16 protein-coding genes and 2 tRNA genes are annotated in these 16,717 nt (G+C 69.0%); 6 read left to right on the top strand and 12 right to left on the bottom strand.

What is annotated here, in order from left to right; genetic code table 11:
* Nucleotides 1-516 precede the first annotated feature (516 nt).
* Nucleotides 517-933, top strand: a complete 417-nt coding sequence (locus ABZ444_RS44290; protein WP_358010214.1) for a hypothetical protein — start codon at nucleotides 517-519, stop codon at nucleotides 931-933.
* Between the two features lie 117 nt (nucleotides 934-1,050).
* Nucleotides 1,051-1,245 carry a hypothetical protein gene (locus ABZ444_RS44285; RefSeq protein ID WP_358010213.1) on the top strand — a complete coding sequence of 65 codons (195 nt, stop codon included), beginning with the start codon at nucleotides 1,051-1,053 and terminating at the stop codon, nucleotides 1,243-1,245.
* Here ABZ444_RS44285 and ABZ444_RS44280 read toward each other — a convergent pair.
* The 4 genes from ABZ444_RS44280 to ABZ444_RS44265 all read right to left on the bottom strand — a co-directional run bounded on the left by ABZ444_RS44280 (nucleotide 1,226) and on the right by ABZ444_RS44265 (nucleotide 5,082).
* Nucleotides 1,226-1,903, bottom strand: a complete 678-nt coding sequence (locus ABZ444_RS44280) for a response regulator (protein ID WP_358010212.1) — start codon at nucleotides 1,901-1,903, stop codon at nucleotides 1,226-1,228. The two genes, ABZ444_RS44285 and ABZ444_RS44280, sit on opposite strands and share 20 nt — an antisense overlap.
* Complete coding sequence (locus tag ABZ444_RS44275) at nucleotides 1,900-4,434, bottom strand: DUF4118 domain-containing protein (RefSeq protein WP_358010211.1); 2,535 nt, start codon at nucleotides 4,432-4,434, stop codon at nucleotides 1,900-1,902. The genes ABZ444_RS44280 and ABZ444_RS44275 overlap by 4 nt, the downstream gene beginning before the upstream one ends.
* A 9-nt stretch (nucleotides 4,435-4,443) precedes the next feature.
* Nucleotides 4,444-4,911 carry a group II truncated hemoglobin gene (locus ABZ444_RS44270; RefSeq protein ID WP_358010210.1) on the bottom strand — a complete coding sequence of 156 codons (468 nt, stop codon included), beginning with the start codon at nucleotides 4,909-4,911 and terminating at the stop codon, nucleotides 4,444-4,446.
* A 94-nt stretch (nucleotides 4,912-5,005) separates the two neighbouring features.
* Nucleotides 5,006-5,082 (bottom strand) — tRNA-Met (locus ABZ444_RS44265).
* 92 nt (nucleotides 5,083-5,174) lie between these two features.
* On the opposite strand from ABZ444_RS44265, the gene ABZ444_RS44260 reads away from it, so the two are divergent.
* Nucleotides 5,175-5,576: a hypothetical protein gene (locus tag ABZ444_RS44260; protein ID WP_358010209.1), complete on the top strand. Its 402-nt coding sequence runs from the start codon at nucleotides 5,175-5,177 to the stop codon at nucleotides 5,574-5,576.
* Between the two features lie 41 nt (nucleotides 5,577-5,617).
* On the opposite strand, the gene ABZ444_RS44255 is transcribed toward ABZ444_RS44260, so the two are convergent.
* From ABZ444_RS44255 to ABZ444_RS44235, 5 genes are all read right to left on the bottom strand, one after another.
* Nucleotides 5,618-5,694: transfer RNA gene (locus ABZ444_RS44255), tRNA-Met, on the bottom strand.
* 57 nt (nucleotides 5,695-5,751) lie between these two features.
* Nucleotides 5,752-8,718 carry a UPF0182 family protein gene (locus tag ABZ444_RS44250; RefSeq protein ID WP_358010208.1) on the bottom strand — a complete coding sequence of 989 codons (2,967 nt, stop codon included), beginning with the start codon at nucleotides 8,716-8,718 and terminating at the stop codon, nucleotides 5,752-5,754.
* Between the two features lie 129 nt (nucleotides 8,719-8,847).
* Nucleotides 8,848-9,894: a PDZ domain-containing protein gene (locus tag ABZ444_RS44245; RefSeq protein WP_358010207.1), complete on the bottom strand. Its 1,047-nt coding sequence runs from the start codon at nucleotides 9,892-9,894 to the stop codon at nucleotides 8,848-8,850.
* Nucleotides 9,895-9,904: 10 nt separating this feature from the next.
* Nucleotides 9,905-10,330: a molybdenum cofactor biosynthesis protein MoaE gene (locus tag ABZ444_RS44240; protein ID WP_358010205.1), complete on the bottom strand. Its 426-nt coding sequence runs from the start codon at nucleotides 10,328-10,330 to the stop codon at nucleotides 9,905-9,907.
* A 23-nt stretch (nucleotides 10,331-10,353) separates the two neighbouring features.
* Nucleotides 10,354-11,427: an NAD-dependent epimerase/dehydratase family protein gene (locus ABZ444_RS44235; RefSeq protein WP_358010217.1), complete on the bottom strand. Its 1,074-nt coding sequence runs from the start codon at nucleotides 11,425-11,427 to the stop codon at nucleotides 10,354-10,356.
* A gap of 130 nt (nucleotides 11,428-11,557) precedes the next feature.
* Here ABZ444_RS44235 and ABZ444_RS44230 point away from each other — a divergent pair, with 130 nt between their 5' ends.
* The 3 genes from ABZ444_RS44230 to ABZ444_RS44220 are packed head-to-tail and all read left to right on the top strand — an operon-like array spanning nucleotide 11,558 to nucleotide 14,349.
* Nucleotides 11,558-12,775: a zinc-dependent metalloprotease gene (locus ABZ444_RS44230; RefSeq protein WP_358010204.1), complete on the top strand. Its 1,218-nt coding sequence runs from the start codon at nucleotides 11,558-11,560 to the stop codon at nucleotides 12,773-12,775.
* A complete protein-coding gene (locus tag ABZ444_RS44225; protein WP_358010202.1) occupies nucleotides 12,772-13,332 on the top strand; it encodes an NUDIX domain-containing protein in 561 nt (186 codons plus the stop codon). The genes ABZ444_RS44230 and ABZ444_RS44225 overlap by 4 nt, the downstream gene beginning before the upstream one ends.
* 30 nt (nucleotides 13,333-13,362) lie before the next feature.
* Nucleotides 13,363-14,349, top strand: a complete 987-nt coding sequence (locus ABZ444_RS44220) for an endonuclease/exonuclease/phosphatase family protein (protein ID WP_358010201.1) — start codon at nucleotides 13,363-13,365, stop codon at nucleotides 14,347-14,349.
* Nucleotides 14,350-14,356: 7 nt separating this feature from the next.
* Here the strand turns inward: ABZ444_RS44220 and ABZ444_RS44215 are convergent, their stop codons facing one another.
* The 3 genes from ABZ444_RS44215 to ABZ444_RS44205 all read right to left on the bottom strand — a co-directional run bounded on the left by ABZ444_RS44215 (nucleotide 14,357) and on the right by ABZ444_RS44205 (nucleotide 16,303).
* Nucleotides 14,357-14,941, bottom strand: a complete 585-nt coding sequence (locus tag ABZ444_RS44215) for a hypothetical protein (protein WP_358010200.1) — start codon at nucleotides 14,939-14,941, stop codon at nucleotides 14,357-14,359.
* A complete protein-coding gene (locus ABZ444_RS44210) occupies nucleotides 14,938-15,453 on the bottom strand; it encodes a M48 family metallopeptidase (RefSeq protein WP_352319320.1) in 516 nt (171 codons plus the stop codon). Before ABZ444_RS44210 ends, ABZ444_RS44215 begins: the two co-directional genes overlap by 4 nt.
* Nucleotides 15,454-15,520: 67 nt before the next feature.
* Nucleotides 15,521-16,303: an enoyl-CoA hydratase-related protein gene (locus tag ABZ444_RS44205; RefSeq protein ID WP_358010198.1), complete on the bottom strand. Its 783-nt coding sequence runs from the start codon at nucleotides 16,301-16,303 to the stop codon at nucleotides 15,521-15,523.
* Nucleotides 16,304-16,717 lie beyond the last annotated feature (414 nt).

Genomic DNA, 16,717 nt, shown 5'->3' with positions numbered 1-16,717 from the left:
CTTTTAACACACTGTTGAGTTCTCAAGAAACGGACGCGTACTTCCTCACCAGAACCCGTTCCCGGATCCTCGTTCAGAGGCGTTCATTTCGTCTTGCGTTCTTTCGTTGTGTCTTAATTCTTTCAGCCGTTCAAGTCTCTGTCAAATTGACCGGACTTGCTCGACCTGCTGGAATTAAGTCGCGCCCCGCTTCCGGGACAACCCCTCTAACTTACCAGCTCATTCAGACCGCTCTGAACCGTCTTGAATGAACCAGAAGGAAGTGGGATTTGCCGGGCTTCTGTTGAGGCTCTTGCGAGCCCCTCGGCCGCCCTGCGCGAAGCAACTCTAGCAGTCTCCCGCACCTACTTCGCGCCACACAGGTAATCGTAGAGTCCTTCCCTGGCCACAAGATCGTCAAACCTTGGTCATCGCCGCCCGTACGACACCCGAAGTCAAGCCGTCAGCAAGTCATCCGCAATCGCCCCTCGGTACGAAGGTAGCCACGAGCAGATTGCGCTCTCGGAGGTGCCCGCCATGACCCGCTCGGAGTTCGACGACATCCGTGCCTTCCTCGCCGACCCGGCGACCCATGCGGGAGACCTCCTGCGCATCGCCCGGACCCTGATCGACGACCTCGAACAGGCACGTGTGCGCGAGGCCGTCCTGCGTACCCATTACCTGCGGCTGCTCACGGCGGCGCGGACGACCGTGGCCGCGGACATGGTCGGCGCGCCCGACCCGCTCGCCTTCCTCACGCGCGAGCTGGCCGAGCGCGGTCAGCTGCCTGAGGACGAGGACGCCGTGCAGCAGATCCTGTCCGACGCCCGTACGGCTGAGGCGCTGCTCGCCTGCATGCAGGAGGGGCAGCAACAGCAACAGCCGCCGGTCGTGCGGATGCGCGGGATGCGCCTGCGGCGGTGCGTCGGTACGCACCGGACGCTCCCCCGCTGAGCCGGCCGGCCCCCAGCCACTGATCGCTCAGGGCTGATCCCCCAGGGGCTCAGGCTTCGACCGGATGAGGACTGTGACCATACCCGGCCTTGGCCACCCGGCTGTAACACTGCACTTATGTGGCAACGGGGGCTGAACTGGTCGGCAATCATCCTGGTCGGGATATTTGGTCTGATGTGGATCGGTGTTGTGATCTATGCGGATCAGACGTCTTCCCTGTGGGTGCGTGCCGCTCAGGTGCTCTTCGGGGCCTTGCTGCTCGGGTGGGCCGTGCTCAAGGCGGTCGTCCTGGTCAGGGATCAGGAGGGCTGAACCGGTATCCCATGCCGGGCTCGGTCAGCAGGTGCACGGGGTGGGCCGGGTCGCGTTCGAGCTTGCGGCGCAGTTGGGCCATGTACTGGCGCAGGTAGTGCGTCTCCTTCAGATAGCCGGTGCCCCACACCTCGGTCAGCAGTTGCCGCTGGCTGATCAGTTTGCCGGGATTGCGAAGCAGGATCTCCAGGAAGTGCCACTCCGTCGGCGTCAGCCGTACGCCACCTGAGATCGTCTTGCCTGCGAGGTCGATCACGTGATCGCCCAGCCGCACTGTCGCGGGTTCCTCTTCGTGCTGGTTCGTGCGGCGGGTCACCGCGCGGATGCGGGCCAGCAGTTCGTCGATGCCGAACGGCTTGGTGACGTAGTCGTCGGCACCGGCGTCGAGTGCGTCCACCTTGTCCGTGCTGTCGGTACGCCCCGACAGCACGATGATCGGAACCTTCGTCCAGCCTCGCAGCCCCTGGATCACCTCCACGCCGTCGAGATCGGGCAGGCCGAGGTCGAGGACGACCAGGTCGGGATGCCAGTCGGCGGCCTGGCGCAGCGCCGATGCGCCGTCGGGGGCGACCGCGACCTCGTAGTGCCTGGCCGCCAGGTTGATGCGCAGAGCACGCAGGATCTGGGGCTCATCATCGACGACGAGCACGCGGGTCACAGGGCCCTCCTCAGTGAGACCGTCATGGTGAGCCCTCCTCCGGGGGTGTCCTCAAGGAGCAGCGTGCCGCCCATCGCCTCGGTGAGGCCGCGCGAGAGTGCGAGGCCGAGGCCCACGCCGGTGTGGTTGTCGCGGTCGCCGAGTCGCTGGAAGGGCATGAACACCCTTTCATGCGCTTCTGCGGGGATTCCCGGCCCCCTGTCGACGACCCGCAGTTCGACATGTTCGCCGTGCCAGCTCGTGGTGACGAGCACGGGCTCGGCTTCGGGGCTGTAGCGGACGGCGTTGGCCATCAAATTCACCAGGACGCGTTCGAGCAGCGCCGGGTCGGCCTGGAACTCCGGCAGGTCGGCCGGGACGTCACTGTTGACCCGGTCGCGCAGCGGGCCGAGGTCGTCGATGGCGCGTGGCAGCACGTCCTCGACGGCGACGGGCCGCAGTGTGACGCCCAGGACACCGGCCTGGAGGCGGCTCATGTCGAGCAGGTTCGACACGAGGCGGTTCAGCTTGATCAGGGACTCGTCGGCGGTGGCCAGCAGTTCGGCGCGGTCGTCGTCGGACCAGATGATGTCGGTGTTGCGCAGGCTCTCCACGGACGCCATGGCCGAGGCGAGGGGGGTGCGCAGGTCGTGGCCGACGGCGGCGAGCAGCGCGGTGCGCATGCGGTCGGCCTCGGCCAGCGGTTCGGCGCGCTCGGCCGCCTCGCGCAGGCGTTCCTGGCGCAGGGCGACGGCGGCCTCGGCGGCGAATGCCTCCAGGACGCGGCGGTCGCCGGCGTCGAGCAGCCGACCGCGGGTCGCGAGCACCAGCCGGTCGTCGATGGTGACCACGTCGCTCCCACCAGCCCGTTCGGTGTGGTTCGGGGTGGTGGCGGGCGGGGTGGTGATCGGGGGGCCGCCGGACGTGGCGATGATGCGCCAGTCATCCGATGGATCGTCCCTTTCGAGCAGGGTTACCGCGGTCAGCCCGAACGTCTCGCGCAACCGCCCGAGCAGCGAGGCCAGCGCGGACTCCCCGCGCAGCACGTGTCCGGCCAGTGTGGAGAGCACCTCGGCGTGCGCCCTGGACCGGGCCGCTTCCCTGCTGCGCCGGGCGGCCAGGTCCACGACCGTGCTCACCATGGCGGCGACCAGGACGAAGATGGCCAGCGAGAGCACGTTCTCAGGCTCGGCGATGGTCAGGGTGTGCACCGGCGGCGTGAAGAACCAGTTGAGCAGCCCGAACGCGAGCACCGCCGCCGTGAGCGCCGGCCACATCCCGCCCACCAGCGCGACGCCGACCACCAGCAGCAGGAAGAGCAGAATCTCGCTGGGCAGGCTCAGGTCGAGCGGCGCGATCACGGCGGTGAGCGCCGGCATGGCGGCCAGGGTCAGCGCCCATCCGGCCGACCTGCGCCGACGCGTCAGCGCTCCTCCGGACGGCGGCCGGCCGGAGCCTCCGCTGACGGCCTCGTGCGGAACCAGGTGCACGTCGATCGAGCCGGACAGCGTGGCGGTCGTCATGCCCACGCCGCGGGTGAGCAGCTGCGCGAGCCGTCCCCGCCGGGAGGCGCCGAGGACGAGCTGCGAGGCGTTCACTCCGTCGGCGAACGCGATCAGCGCGCGCGGGATGTCGTCGCCCACGACCTGGTGGTAGGTGCCGCCGAGGTCCTCGACGAGTTTGCGCTGGCGTACCAGATTGGCCGGGTCGCTCGCGGTGGACAGGGCGTCGGCCCGGGTGACGTGCACGGCGAGCAGGTCGGCGCCCTTGGTCCTGGCCGCGATGCGGGCGGCGCGGCGGACGAGGGTGTCGCCCTCAGGGCCGCCGGTGAGGGCGACGACGACACGTTCGCGGGCCTCCCAGGTGCCCGCTATGTCATGGTCGGCCCGGTACGCGATGAGCTGCCGGTCGACCCGGTCCGCCACCCAGAGCAGGGCGAGCTCCCGCAGGGCGGACAGGTTGCCGACGCGGAAGTAGTTGGCGAGGGCGGCGTCGACGCGTTCGGGCGGGTAGACGTTGCCGTGGGCGAGGCGGCGGCGCAGGGCCTCGGGTGACATGTCGACGAGTTCGAGCCGGTCGGCCCGCCGGACGAGATCGTCGGGGACGGTCTCGCGCTGCGGCAGGCCGGTGATCTGCTCGGCCACGTCGCGCAGGGACTCCAGGTGCTGGATGTTGAGCGTGGAGACGACATCGATGCCGGCGTCCAGGATGTCCTGGACGTCCTGCCAGCGTTTGGCGTGCCGGGAGCCGGGCGCGTTGGTGTGGGCGAGCTCGTCGACCAGCACGACCCTGGGGCGGCGGGCGATGACCGCGTCGGCGTCGAGCTCGGTGAACGTGGCGCCGCGATGGACGACGGTGCGCCCCGGCACGATCTCCAGCCCGTCGAGCAGGCGGGCGACCTGGTCGCGGCCGTGGGTCTCGACATGGCCCACGACCACGTCACGTCCGCGTTCCTTGGCCCGTCGTGCCTCGCTGAGCATGGCGTAGGTCTTGCCGACGCCGGGCGCCGCACCCAGGTAGACCCGCAGCCGCCCGCGCGACGTGCTTCCCATTCCTCCAGGTTACGGCTGGTATGGCGGAGCGACTCCCCAGCCCCAGTGCGGAACCGGCGCCTTCGGAGGCGGGGTCGCGCCCGGCTGGGAGTTGTGCACGGCCAGCCGGGTGCCCCATTCGATGTAGCCCGCGAACGCGGCCCTGAACTCGGGGTCGTCGGGCAGGCCGACCTCGTCGGCGGCGTCCATGAGGAGGTTCACCCAGCGGCGGCGCTGCGGTTCGGTGATGGACCGGCCCAGGTGGTGGGCGAGCATGTGGGGATATCCGCCGCGTTCGTGGGTGTATCGGTCAGGACCGCCGAAGACCTCGCTGAGCCACATGGCGACGTATTTGGGGTGGTCGGGGTCCATGTGGGCGAACAGCGGCCCGATGAGGTCGTCCTTGACGACGGTCCGGTAGAACGCCGCCGTGAGCCGTTCGAACGCCTCGGTCCCGCCCGCCCACTCGTAGATGGTCGGGACGTCTTTTTCCGTCATGTAATCATGTAATCAGCATCTGAGGTCGCAGGACAAGACTTGTCCGGAAACGACAAAGTCCCCGGTCGCCGTGTGGCGACCGGGGACTTCGGATTGGTAGCGGGGACAGGATTTGAACCTGCGACCTCTGGGTTATGAGCCCAGCGAGCTACCGAACTGCTCCACCCCGCGTCGGTGTGTTGTTATCAACTATACCGCCCTTCCGGAGTCCTTCGACCCGGCCGGGCTTGTCCGGGCGCGTCGGCGACGTGATCATGGGCCTCATGCTGCTCGACCCCCTTCCGCCACACCGCCGGCTTCCCTGGCGGCGGATCCTCCTCCTGGCGCCGCCCGTCGCGCTGGCCCTACTTGTCATGGCGCCCATGTGGGCCGATGACCTGCGCTTGGCGGACATGAAGGATCGGCTCCTGGCTCATCCGCTGCCGCCCGATACCTCCCTCAACGCCGCCGGCGCCCAGGGGTCGGTGGGCGTGCAGGAGGGCAACGGCGACCACTGTGACTTCCTCGTCAGGTCCTCGCTGCTCACCAGGCTGTCCGAGGCCGAGCTCACGAGCTACTACGACAGGAACAACGGCAGGGTGTATTTCCAGGACGGCGACCCCGCGTCCGCCGTAATCGAGTTCCGTGAGACGGACGATGCCGGGTGGGACCTGCGGTGCCGCTGAAAAGCAACGAGGCCCTGGCCGTCGGCCAGGACCTCGAATCTTGGTAGCGGGGGCAGGATTTGAACCTGCGACCTCTGGGTTATGAGCCCAGCGAGCTACCGAACTGCTCCACCCCGCGTCGCTGTCTTGCTTCTCAAGACTATCGGCGACGAGGGGCGGGCGCAAACCGAATGGGCTAGGTGGTGCCTCCCGCCTGTGTGCCCGAGGGTGTCGGCGTCGGTGTGGACGTGACCGGCGGCGAGGCGGACGGCGAGGCGGACGGCGTCACCGACGGTGAGGCGGAGGGAGAGGCCGAGGGCGACGGGGTGGCCGCCGGCTTGGCGTTGGCGCTCTCGATCTGCTTCAGCGCCTCCTCCAGCCGCTTCTGCGCCTTGCCGTACTCGTCCCAGTTCGGGGGGCTGGCCTGGAGGGCCTTCTGGGCGTCCTCGTAGGCCTTCTGGGCGTTGGAGATGGCGGTGTTCATCGCCGACGTGTTCGTCTGGTTGGGCGTGGTCTGCTGGGGCTGGGTGTTCGGCTGTTGCTGCTCGCCGCCGAAAACCTGCTCCAGCGCCTGGTCGAGGGTGTCACCCGAGCCGACCTTGTTGCCGAACGCCACCAGTACCCGCCGCAGGATCGGGTACGGCTCCTGGCCGGTGCCGGCCTTGGTCTGCACGTAGACGGGCTCGATGTAGATCAGGCCGTTCGCGTAGGGCAGGGTCAGCAGGTTGCCGTACCTGACGTTGGCCTGGCCGAGGCCGAGGGGGCCCAGCTCGCCCGAGAACTTGTTCTGGAAGTTGTTCTGGGCCTGACCGGGGCCGGGGACCGTGGTGTTGGACGGCATGCGCAGGATGCGCAGCTTGCCGTAGTCCTTGCCCACCGTGGAACCCGCCGCCATGAAGGCCGCCAGGTTGGGGCCCTCCCTCGGGACGAACGTCGTGGTCAGCGAGAACGACGGCTCGGACTCGTCGGGCATCGTCGCCGTCAGGTAGTACGGCGGCTGCTTGACCGACTGGTTGTCCTGCGAGGGGTCGCTGGGGATGTTCCAGAAGTCCTGGGCGCTGTAGAAGGCGGCCGCGTTGGTGACGTGGTAGCGCGACAGCATGTAGCGCTGCACCTTGAACAGGTCTTCCGGGTAGCGGATGTGCGCCTGGAGGTCGGGGGTCATCTGCGAGGCGGGCTTGATCGTGCCGGGGAAGGCGTTGGACCACGTCTTCAGCACCGGGTCGTTGCCGTCCCAGGCGTAGAGCGTGACCGTGCCGTCGTAGGCGTCGACCGTGGCCTTGACCGAGTTGCGGATGTAGTTGATCTCGTCCTGCGGCTGCTGGGCGACCACGCGGCGGTCGGTGGCCAGGTCGCGGGTCATGTCGCCGAGGCTCTCGCTCTGCGAGTACGGGTACGCGTTGGAGGTGGTGTACCCGTCGAGGATCCAGGTGATCCGGCCGTCGACGATCGCCGGGTAGGCGTTGCCGTCGAGGGTCAGGAACGGCGCGACCTTCTCCACCCGCTCCCGCGGGTTGCGCACGTAGAGGATCTTGGAGTTGTCGTTGACGTCGCCCGACAGCAGGATGTTCATCTCGCCGTACTTGGCGGCGTAGACGAGCCGGTTGAGTGCCGAGCCGATCGGCACGCCGCCCTTGCCGGTGTAGGTGGTGTTCTGCTGTCCGGTCTGGCCGCCGGAGACCGGGTAGTCGAGCTCCTGCGGGGTCTTGGGGTTGCCGCCGGCGATGACGTACTCGGAGGAGCCGGGGTTCTCGCCGAAGTAGACGCGCGACTCCTTGAGCCCGGTCGAGGCCGCGAGGTCGCCGGTGACCGGCATGTCCTTGCTGTCGTAGGCGGGCAGGCCGCCCGCGTCGACCTGGTTGCCCGGCGCGGCGACGAAACCGTAACCGTGGGTGTAGACCAGCGCGCGGTTGATCCAGTTGTTCTGGGGCGCGGGCGGGCCGAGCAGCTCGCGGACGCCGACCACGTGGTCGACCAGCTTGCCGTCCTTGCCGGGGTAGCGGTCGACGTCGAGCTGGTCGGGGAAGCCGTAGAAGCCGCGGATGCGCTGCGTCTGCTCGAACGTGGACGACACCAGCGCCGGGTCGAGCAGGCGCACGCCGGTCACGGACTCGTCGCCGCCGGCGCTGACCTTGGTCGGGTCGGCCTGGGCGTTGTAGTCGATCACTTCGGCGTTCTGCACGTCGTAGGCCGACCGGGTGGCTTGGATGTTCCGGTCGATGTAGAGGGCTTCCTTGCCCTGCTGGTTGGGCTTGACCTGGAACTGCTCGACCAGCGCCGGGTAGACGCCGCCGATCAGGATGGCCGAGAGCACGAGCAGGCCGAACGAGACGCCGGGCAGCATGCCGCCGGAGCGCACGACGCCGGCGAAGAACAGCGCGGCGCAGATCAACGCGATGATCGCGAGGATGTTCTTGGCCGGGAGCACCGCGTTGACGTCGGTGTAGGACGCGCCGTGCACGTAGCCGCGGTCGGAGAAGACCAGACCGAACCGGTCGATGTAGTAGGCGACGGCCTTGAGCAGGACGAACACGCCGAGCAGCACGGAAAGGTGGATCCGCGCGGCCCTGGAGGCGTGCACGCCCGGCGACTGCAGCCGGAAACCGCCGTAGAGGTAGTGGGTGATCGTGGCCAGGACGATCGAGATGATCACGGCGGTGAACAGGAAGTTCAGCACCATCCTGATGAACGGGTAGTCGAACATGAAGAACGAGATGTCCATGCCGAACAGCTCGTCCTTCTTGCCGAACGAGGATCCGTTCACGAACTGCAGCCACGTCTTCCACTGCCCCGCGAACGAGGAGCCGGAGAAGAGCGCGAGCAGGCCCATGCCGACGATGAAGATCAGCTTGCGGTGGGGGTCGAGCGCCATGCGATAGCGGTCGGCTCCGCTGCCGCCGCCGAACACGGCGGGGCCGAACATCGGCCGGGTGCGGAAGGCCAGCAGCATGTTGCCGCCCGTGATGCCGACCATGAGCACCGCTCCGACGAGGAACAGCACGATCTCGGTCAGCAGCACCCCGGAGAAGACCGACGTGTAGTTGGTCGCGTCAAACCACAGGTAGTCGGTATAAATCCCAGAAAAGAGAAAAAACAGGGCCACGATCGCGACCAGCGCGATGGCCACAGGCAGAAGCAGCCGCGGCCGGCGTGGCAAGCGCATCGCCCTGCCAGCCCCTGGGGTCCGGAAGCTCAAGGCCAACCCCTCGTCGTGATGAAGAAACGGTCCGTGTCTGGCAACTTACACCGCAGCGCCAGCCGTACGGCTAACGCACGGCGCTCGCCGGAAGTTTCATCCGGCCTCACAAGCGGGCACATTGCCCTTCCCGGTGCGCAGCGCGTCGAGCGCGAGCACCGCGTCGTGCAACGTGTCGGCCTTGACCAGCCGCAAGCCGTCGGGCACGGCCTTCATCGCCTCCGCGCAGTTGTCCGCGGGAGTGAGGAAGACGGTCGCGCCCGAGTCGCGGGCCCCCACCATCTTCTGGGCGATGCCGCCGATCGGCCCGACCTGGCCCTCGGTGTCGATGGTGCCGGTGCCGGCGATGCGCTTGCCACCGGTGATCTCGCCGGGGGTCAGCTTGTCGAGTATGCCGAGCGAGAACATCAGCCCGGCGCTCGGCCCGCCGACGTCGCCCACGTTGATCTCGACGTCGAAGGGGAACTTGAACTTCTCCTGCATGAGCACGCCGACGAGGGGCTTGCCGTCCTTGCTGGCGATCGGCTGCAGCGACACGTCGAGCTTCTGGCTGCCCCTGGTCACGTTGAAGGTCACGGTCTCGCCTGGCTTGTGTGCCTTGACGGTGTCTCCGACGAAGTGGGAGTCGGTGGCCGGCTTGCCGTCGACCGCGTTGATCTGGTCGCCCTTCTGGAGCCTGCCGTCGGCGGGCTTGCCCTTCTCGGTGGACAGCACCGTGACGACCCGGTCGTAGTGGATCTTGAGCTCGTTGAGCGCGGCGGCCTTGGCGGAGTCTTGGGAGTTGGTCATCTCGACCGCGTTCTCCTCGTCGACCTTCTTCGCGTCGCGGCCGGGCGGGAAGATCGTCTCCTGCGGGACCACCGCGACGGTCGGATCGATCCAGCCGCGCAACGCGGTCAGCAGGTCGATCTGGGCGGCCGGGCCGCCCTGGTAGGCCACCGTGACCAGGCTCAGCGCGCCGCTGGTGGGATAGGTCTGCCGGCCGCTGATCGAGATCACCGGCTTCTTGTCGATCTCACCGATGGTGTTCTCGGTGGGGCCGGGACTCAGCACGACGTACGGGACCGGCCGGAACGCGCCCAGGACGCCCAGCGCGAGCACGAAGAAGCCCGCGAGCAGCAGGGTGAGGACGCGTCGTGACATGGTGATGAGCTTATTCGCAGGCGCCGACCCACTCGGTCTCGCCATCGGCGAACACCTGGTGTTTCCAGATGGGGACCTCCGCCTTGAGGTCGTCGATGAGCCTGCGTGAGGCCTTGAACGCCTCGTCACGGTGTGGCGAGGCCACGGCGACGATCACCGCCGTGTCGCCGAGCCCCAGGTCACCGACCCGGTGGACGGCGGCCATCGCGGTGACCGGGAAGTCGGCCGCGACCTTCTCGGCGACCCGGCGCAGCTCGTCGGGCGCCGAGGGATGGGCGGAGTAGGAGAGCCGGGTCACGGGTTTGCCGTGGTCCTGTTCGCGCACGGTGCCGATGAAGATCGCGGTGCCGCCCGCCGCGTGGTCTTCCACCGCGGCCAGCACCTCGTCCACGGACAACGGGGTGTCACGAATGCCGAGCAACCGGATGACGTCCACGGAAAGAGCCTAACCTCACGTTCCTACTGGCGACGCTTTTTGCGGACCTGCCGGACGATCGCCGCGGTGCCGATGACGGCCACCGTCGCGCCGGCCGCGGTGAGCGTGGCCTCCTTGACCGGCAGCCGCCTGCCGACCACGGTGGTCCTGTTCTCGCGGAGTTCGAGGAGCTGCCGGAAGGCGGCCTCGTTGGTCCACGTGGGCTTCCAGCCCGCCTCGCGCAGCGCCGAGCAGTCGACGACCCACGGATAGACGACATAGTGCAGGTCGGTGGCGGGGGCCGGGGTGATGCCGAGCCGGTGCAGGCGCTGCGCGGTGCCGAACGTGAGCCCGGCCGGCAGCTCGAACCGCCGGATCCCGGACAGCTCCTCGACCTGCTCCTGCTCCAGCCAGCCGTCGGAGCCCACGGCCACCACCCCGGTGACGGCCCCCTTGGCGGCCAGCTCCAGCGCCGAGATCAGGTCGTCGATGTGGCAGAACTGCCAGTTGGGGTTGCAGCCCTTGACCGTGAGCAGCCGCGGCGACTCGAAGTGCCGGGTGATGACCGTGTCGACGCCGGGACCGACGACCGCCGCCGGGCGCAGCACCGTGACGTCCAGGCCCGGGTGGCTGCGCAGCGACCTGCGGACCAGCGACTCGATCTCCAGGTAGTCGCCCACGACGCCGGTGTCGGGCTCGGCGGCCACCGGGGAGTCCTCCGGCAGGGGGACCTCGTTGTCGGGCGCGGCGCCGTAGACCATGGCGCTGGTGACCAGGATCACCCGCCGCACGCGGGCGGCGGCGCAGGCGGTGAGCACCGTCTGGGCGGCTCTGAGGTTGTACGCGCGCCGCTCCCCCGGGTCTGAGTCGACGGCGTAGTCACCGGCCAGATGGACCAGGACGTCGATGTCGGAGATCCGGTTCGCCAAGAGCGGATCCCGTACGTCGATCACTCTCCACGTGGCTTCCTGAACGTCGCCGCGCTCCTCGTCGATGGCCACCACTCTGCGGAAATCCGCGGAGGATACGAGCCTCACGAGCAACTCGCGGCCGATGCCGGAGGCCGCGCCGGTGACGGCGACGACGGGTTGGCGCGGGCGTTTCGAGGTAGGCACCAGGTCCTCACTTTGCACTGATCCGCCGTAGGACGACTAACGTGGCGGATGTGGACTCCTCCATCCTGCACGAGGTAGAGCGGTGACTGACCTGCCAGGTCGCGAAAACGACCCTAACGAGAACCCGTTCGCCATGTTCGGCAACCCTGAGCAAATGGCTCAGGCGATGCGCCAGTTCGCCGACATGTTGTCGGCGCCCCAGGGTTCAGGCCCTGTCAACTGGGACATGGCCAAGAACATCGCACGACACGCCGTGGTCGCCCAGGGCGATCCGAGCGTCATGGAAGGCGAGCGCCGCCAGATCGTCGAGGCGCTGAGCCTGGCCGACCTGTGGCTGAACGAGGCGACGACACTGCCGAGCGGCGTGTCCAACCCGCAGGCCTGGAGCCGGTCGGAGTGGATCGAGAACACGGTCCCCGTCTGGCGCAAGCTTTGCGAGCCCGTGGCCGAACGCATGGTCGAGACCATGGGCGGCGCGCTCGGCGGCTCCGGGCTGCCGCCCGAGGCCCAGCAGATGGCCGGGCCGCTGATGGGCATGCTCAAGCAGATGGGCGGCATGATGGTCGGTCAGCAGATCGGCCAGGCGCTCGGCTCGCTGGCGCGCGAGGTGATCGGCACGACCGACATCGGCCTGCCGCTGTCCGGCACCGCGGCGCTGCTGCCCGGTGGCATCGCGTCCTTCAGCGAGGGCCTCGAGATCCCGGCCGACGAGATCCGGCTCTTTCTGGCGCTGCGCGAGGCCGCGCACCACCGCCTGTTCCAGCACGTCCCGTGGCTGCGCTCGCACCTGCTCGGGGCCGTCGAGGAATACGCCAGGGGCATCACCGTGGACACCTCCGCGCTGGAGGAGCAGATCCGCGGGCTCGACATCAACAACCCCGAGGCGATCCAGGAGGCGCTGAGCGGCGGCGCGCTGCTCAAGCCCGAGGAGACCGAGCGGCAGAAGGCCGCCCTGGCCCGCCTGGAGACGATGCTCGCCCTGGTCGAGGGGTGGGTGGCCACGGTGGTCGACCGGGCCGCCGACGGCAAGCTGCCCTCGGCGGTCGCGCTGGCGGAGACCGTACGCAGGCGCCGGGCGACCGGTGGGCCCGCGGAGCTGACGTTCGGCACGCTGGTCGGGCTGGAATTGCGGCCCCGGCGGCTGCGCGAGGCCGCGGCGCTGTGGCGCGCGCTGGAGACCGAGCGCGGCGTCGACGGGCGCGACGCCCTGTGGGGCCACCCCGACCTCATGCCGACGGCCGAAGACCTCGACGACCCCGACGCGTTCGTACGCGGCGAGGCCGCCTGGGACATCTCCCAGCTGGAGGCCAAGCCCGACGACCAGGACGGCGACCAGGACGGCGGCCGGTGACCCTGCACGACGACGCGGTGGCGGTGCTGTCCTCCTGGACCGCGCCGACCCCCGAGGAGGAGGCGCTGCGCGCCGAGTTCCTCGGCCATCTGCGGACGTACGACGACGCCATGTGGCGCGCGTGCGCACCCGGCCACCTGACGGCCACCACCGCCGTGCTCAGCCACGACGGCGCCCGGGTGCTGCTCACGCTGCATCCGAAGGCCGGGCAGTGGCTGCCCATGGGCGGCCACTGCGAGGACTACGACGCCACGCTGGAGGCGGTGGCACTCCGCGAGGCCACCGAGGAGTCGGGAATCGCCGGACTTGAGCTGCTGCCCGGCCCGCTGGCCGTCGACAAGCACGAGGTCTGGTGCCATCCGCCGCGCAGCTGGCACCTCGACGTCGAGTACGCGGCCGTGGCCCCTCCCGGCGCCGAGGCCGTCATGAGCGACGAGTCGCTCGACCTGCGCTGGTTCCCCGTCGACGAGATCCCCGAGCTGTCCGACGAGGCCACGCGCCGGCTGGCCGCACGCGGACGCGCCGCGCTCGGCTCGCGCTCGCGTTCGCTGGGCTAGAGTCCTTCGCATCGTTCCAAGGGGGGCCGCGTGGAGACTTCTGCCGTTGGCGGCACGATCGTGACGCCTGCCCGCAAGCCGCGGAAGTTGCCCGGCAACGTCCTGACCTGGCTGGCCGTGACACCCTTCGCGGCCTGGGCCGTGGCCAGGGTGGCCGGGCTGGAGCGAGGTTCGCTGCCCACGCAGCTCATGACGGCGACGCCGTACGCGGCGGCCGGGTCCCTGATCCCCCTCCTGATCGCCGCGGTCGGGCGCAAGCGGGCCGCGACAGCCGTCGCGCTGCTCACCACGACCGCGCTCGGGTTCAGCGTCCTGCCCCGCGCGCTGGGCACGGCCGAGGCCACGACCGGCAGGCCGTTCAAGGTCATGACCATCAACATGTTGTTCGGCAAGGCCGACGCGCAGGTGATCGTGAATCTGGTGCGCGAGTTCCGGCCCGACGTGCTGAGCACGCAGGAGCTGACCCCCGGCGCCGTGGCGGACATGGACGCGGCCGGTCTGAAGGAGCTCATGCCCCACCGCGTGCTCGAGGACGAATGGGACGCCAGCGGGAGCGGCCTCTACTCCAGGCACCCGCTCCAGCCGCTCGACGACGTGGTGCCCCCGGTGGGGCACAAGATGCCCGCCGCCATGGTGTCGCTGCCGGGCGGGAAGCCGATCGAGTTCGTCGACGTCCACCCCTACCCGCCGCTCGGCCCCAACGTGGTCAACTGGAACGAGGCGCTCTCCAGCCTTCCTTCCGCCGGCGGCGAAACCGTGCGGATCCTCGCCGGCGACTTCAACGCCTCGCTCGACCACGCCTCGCTGCGCAGGCTGCTGGCCCGGGGGTACAAGGACGCGGCCGACCAGGTGGGCGCGGGGCTGATCCCCACGTGGCCGGCCAACAAGCGGGTGCCGCCGATCATCACCATCGACCACGTGCTGGTGGACGAGCGGGTGGGCGTCAGGGAGGTCAGCGTGCGCGACGTGCCGGGCACCGACCACCGGGCCGTGCTGGCCGAACTCACCGTGCCCTGACGGAGGGTCAGCGGCCGGCGATCAGGGCGCGGGTGTTGTCCCAGCCTTCGAGGCCCGGGTCGAGGCGTTCGACGTCGTCGAGCGTGCGCAGGCGGTGCCATCCGGAGATGGTGGCGACCCTGCGCGGGCCCGGGGCCTGAGCTCTGAGGACGGCGACGACGTCGGGGTCGTCGAGGTCGGGGTCGGCCCAGGTGGGGAGCGGCAGCGAGCAGGCCAGCGCCACCGCGCCGCCGTCCGCCGCCGGGCAGACGGTGATCTCGGCCCGGCCCAGCTCCCTGAACAGCTTGCCGACCAGCAGCGAGGGCAGGTCGGGCGCGTCGGCGTTGATCACCGCGGCCTGGTCGCCGGACAGACGGCCGAGGACGGCTCGCAGTGGCTCGTCCTCGTCGATCGTGATGATCTCCGTGCCGGGCCAGACGATGTCGTCGAGGCCGGGGACGGCCGTGATCAGGACCGGGGTGACGAACTCCAGGCCGGCGACCATCTCGTAGGTGTCCTCGGCCACGGCCTCCAGGAACTGCCGTGGATCGACACCGGGGGGCGCCGCTTCGGCCATGCGGCCGCGTACCAGGACGGCGACGATGCGCGTCAACACTCCTCCGGTGCCGTGTGGGCCGCCGCGGAGAATCCTTCGAGGAACCCGCGCGCCCGCTCCGCCTTCGGATACTGTTCTACCAGCGCCCAGAACCCTGGGCCATGGCTCGGCACGATCAGGTGCGCGAGCTCATGGATGATGACGTAGTTGATGACCCACTCGGGCAGGCCCTTGAGCCGGGTCGAGATCCTTATCGTGCCGTTCTCCGGGGTGCAGGAGCCCCAGCGATGCTGCTGGTTGTCGACCCATCGAACGCTCACGGGGTCGGGCCGGCCGTCGAGGTACTTCACCGACAGCTCCCTCGCCCGTTCGAGCAGGGCCTCGTCGGTCGGCCTTCGTCGTTCTTCCTTGGCGGCCAGCCGGTCGAGCATCCGGCTCACCCATTCATCCGCGTCTTCGCCGCTCAGCCAGGCGGGCAGGAGCACGATCGTCTTGTCGCCGTCGCGGTAGGCGGAGACCGTACGCCGGCGACGAGAACTGCGACGGACCTCGACTGTCTCGGGGGGCACATAAGCACGTTAGCCGAGACTGGCGAAATTCCACAGAGGGTGGGCGTTGTTTTCGCTGGTCAGATGATTAAGAGCCGGTGAATTTGGGCATGCGCCTTTCCCGATGCGCCGCCAGGCCCTCCAGCAGGTCGGATGATGCCATGGTCACGGGCTGGGCCAAGGATTCCCACCTCAGAGCGGCTGCCAGGTCTTGATGGTCTTGGTTCAGGGCGACCTTTGTGAGGCGGGTGGCGACTGGAGCCATCTCTGCGATCTTCTTGGCGATGACCGAAACCTCGGAGAGAAGGTCATTGTTCGGGAAAGATTGATTTACCAAGCCTTTATCTGCCGCTTCCGTACCCGTAAGGAGACGGCCGGTCAGAAGCATCTCCCGGGCCAGTGCCGTACCGGCTCTTCTGGGCAGCAGGTAGGTGGCGGCCATGCCCGGGTGCAGCCCGAGCCGGGTGAAGGGGGCCAGCAGTTTGGCGTCGTCGGCGGCGTAGACGAGGTCGCAGGCCAGGGCCACGCACAGGCCCGCGCCGACGGCGGGGCCGTTGATCGCGGCGACGGTGGGCACCTCCAGGTCGGCGATCATGAGCCAGGTGCGGTAGAAGGCGAGCATGCGGTCGCGCAGCGGCGGCACGGCCTCGGCGCCCCGCTCGCCGATCCATGACAGGTCACCGCCCGAGGAGAACGCGCTTCCCGCTCCGGTGACGACGACGCAGCGCAGGTCGCGGTCGGCGGCCAGGGTAGTCATGGTTTCGCGCCATTCGGCCGTCATGGTGTCGGTCATGGCGTTGCGCAGGTCCGGGCGGTTGAGGGTGAGGACGACGACTCCGTCGTCTGTGCGGTCGACCAAGATCTCGCTCATGCGGCGAAGCGTAACGCTCCGCGGGGTGCGGACGTGGTTGCGGTTCTCGGCTTGGCCCGGAGAGGACGTGGCTTGCCTCAGGTGCGGACGAGGTCGCCAGCTTGTCCCGGACGCAGATGCGGTTGCGGTTCCCGACTTTGCCTCGGTGGTCCCCTGGCTTGCCTCAGGATGTGGATGCGGTCCCCGGGCCTGCCTCGGGTGCGGATGCGGTCTCCGGCCTGCCTCAGGTGTGGATGCGGTCTCCAGCTTGCCTCAGGTGTGGATGCGGTCTCCAGCTTGCCTCAGGTGTGGATGCGGTCTCCAGCTTGCCTCAGGTGTGGATGCGGTCTCCAGCTTGCCTCAGGTGTGGATGCGGTCTCCAGCTTGCCTTGGGTGCGCTCCGCGGTGGGGCGTTGTCCACAGGGCGGGCGTTGT

The organism is Nonomuraea sp. NPDC005730, assembly GCF_040630865.1.
In the GTDB taxonomy this organism is placed as follows: domain Bacteria; phylum Actinomycetota; class Actinomycetes; order Streptosporangiales; family Streptosporangiaceae; genus Nonomuraea.
This window is presented reverse-complemented; position numbering and strand designations above follow the sequence as displayed.